This is a genomic window from Rothia sp. HMSC069C10 (assembly GCF_001812205.1).
Lineage (GTDB): Bacteria > Actinomycetota > Actinomycetes > Actinomycetales > Micrococcaceae > Rothia > Rothia mucilaginosa.
The window spans coordinates 10829-12691 of the sequence record NZ_KV808306.1; the positions used below are offsets into that span (position 1 = coordinate 10829).

At 49.4% G+C, this 1863-nt stretch carries 3 protein-coding genes; all 3 read left to right on the forward strand.

What is annotated here, in order from left to right:
- Positions 1-34 precede the first annotated feature (34 nt).
- On the forward strand, positions 35-793 hold the full coding sequence (locus HMPREF2842_RS08770; protein ID WP_236146169.1) for an ECF transporter S component: 759 nt from the start codon (positions 35-37) through the stop codon (positions 791-793).
- A 44-nt stretch (positions 794-837) separates the two neighbouring features.
- Positions 838-1182, forward strand: coding sequence for a hypothetical protein (locus HMPREF2842_RS08775; protein ID WP_070634595.1), 345 nt, complete (start codon positions 838-840; stop codon positions 1180-1182).
- Positions 1183-1429: 247 nt separating this feature from the next.
- On the forward strand, positions 1430-1633 hold the full coding sequence (locus tag HMPREF2842_RS09235) for a hypothetical protein (protein WP_141752193.1): 204 nt from the start codon (positions 1430-1432) through the stop codon (positions 1631-1633).
- The last annotated feature ends 230 nt before the right edge of the window (positions 1634-1863 follow it).

Here is a 1863-nt window from a genome sequence, read left to right on the forward strand (position 1 = left end):
TCACCAACCACTACCGCACAAGGACGTACACACCATGAGCGCAGCAGAAGACGGAGCCCTCGCAGGACTTATCGTCGCCCTGATACCGGGTATCCGTATTAAGCTCGGCAAACCCACCCTAAACAAAAGGCAGAAAAGACCCATTGCGGCGTTTATTTTCTTCTGGCTTGTATCTATCCTTGGGTTTGTTGGTGCGCCGATATTTCTCTTTTCGACAGGGACACACGAAGGCCTCGCGGATGAGTCACAAGCGGGGGTGGTCATTGCCGCTTTCCTGATTGGTGTCTTAGGCATAGGCCTGCTGGGTGCTATTCCTCTGAACCACTGCTACGCCTTCTACCTCGAGTTGCGTGAGGACCACGTGCGGTGGCGTAATTGGCGGTGGAAGGAACGCACTTTCACCTACCCCTCCATCACGTTTGCCCATGTGGAGAACAACGGCAAGAACGGGTTCTTGCGTATTGGTAGCACTGAGATGGGTAAGCGTACTTGCAGCTTTGACCCGTATCAGTTCGATGCGACGATTCTGATGGCGCAGGTGCTGTACCGTGACGATCACGGGCGCTGGGCGGAAGAAGACGGCCTGGATGTGATGAGTGTGGTGGGGATGTATGGTTCTTCGCGCGATATTTATGCCCAGTTTTATGACTTGTGTAAGACGAAGTATGTGGTGGGTGTGACGAAGAGTGAGCGTCAGCGTCGCCGCCGTAAGGCTGCGCGTAATGAGGCGCGTAGGCTGGAGCGTCAGCAGGCGCGCGGGGTAAAGAAAGCTCCGAATTCTCGTGAGAAATGAGGTGAGTGATGGAATCTCATAACAAATGGTCGGAAAGAATAACAATGCTTTTTCTGACGATGTGCGTTGGGTATATCTTTTTTATTATTCCTATAAATCTACGTGATGACAGTGACGGTTTCACTGCCACCTGCACCGTGACTAAGGCGTACACGCAAGAGCGTCGCGGAACGGACCTTGGTGGCATGACTGACATTGGTTTGAAGGGTGTCTTTGAGACGGAGGAGTGCGGCACACTCACAATGTTTGAGCCCCCTGAGGGTTGGAATATTTCCGCGTATGTTAAGACGGCGCAGCCAGGAAAAAAGTATCTGTTCCATGTTTCAAATCGTTCACCTAAGAAAGATCAAGATTTTGTAACAACCCGCTTTGAGGAAATTAAGGAATGACAGTTCGCAGCTCCAGAACCTGCGGAGAACCCACCAGACAAGACACTGAGAAAGCAGGAAAGCAATGTTCCCATGGATTAAGAAACTCACATCCCCGGAAGCCAGAATTTTCATTAGTCTTGTTCTGGGTATGGGGTTATTGTTTACATTCATGCACTATACAACGCATATCGAAGATAAAAATTGGTACGCCGTATGCACCGTGAAATCAGCTAGAGTTGAAATTGTTGGGGGTCAGGTGTCAAACATGACTGACACTTCTCCCAAAGGTATTTTTGAGACAGATGAATGTGGTGTTATTGAAATGTATAACGCTCCAGATGGCAAAAATATTCCGGAGTATGTTTCCCAAATTCAGACGGGAAAGAAATATAAAATGTATAAAACATGGAGCACGAGAAATGATGATAGAAACTTTAACACTCTTCGCCTTGAAGAAATCAAAGAATAACCAGCTCATGAGCCATAAATAAAGCCCCGTGTGTAAAGCCCCGTGTGGCGCGAGTCTTCAACTCGCACCACCCGGGGCTTTCCATATGAAATCGGCGAACCATTTCGCGCCACCCTTCACCTTCAACAATGCAGGAGGGGCAGTCCCCCTCATTGCAACTCAGGAAATTGGGTGGTCACACACGGATCTTGGCCCTCTGATGAATGGTCGCCCAGTCTTCACCCGAGCCT

Coding starts and splice junctions, on each gene's coding strand:
- HMPREF2842_RS08770 (WP_236146169.1), top strand. CDS start 35: ATGAGCGCAGCAGAAGACGGAGCCCTCGCAGGACTTATCGTCGCCCTG.
- HMPREF2842_RS08775 (WP_070634595.1), top strand. CDS start 838: ATGCTTTTTCTGACGATGTGCGTTGGGTATATCTTTTTTATTATTCCT.
- HMPREF2842_RS09235 (WP_141752193.1), top strand. CDS start 1,430: ATGACTGACACTTCTCCCAAAGGTATTTTTGAGACAGATGAATGTGGT.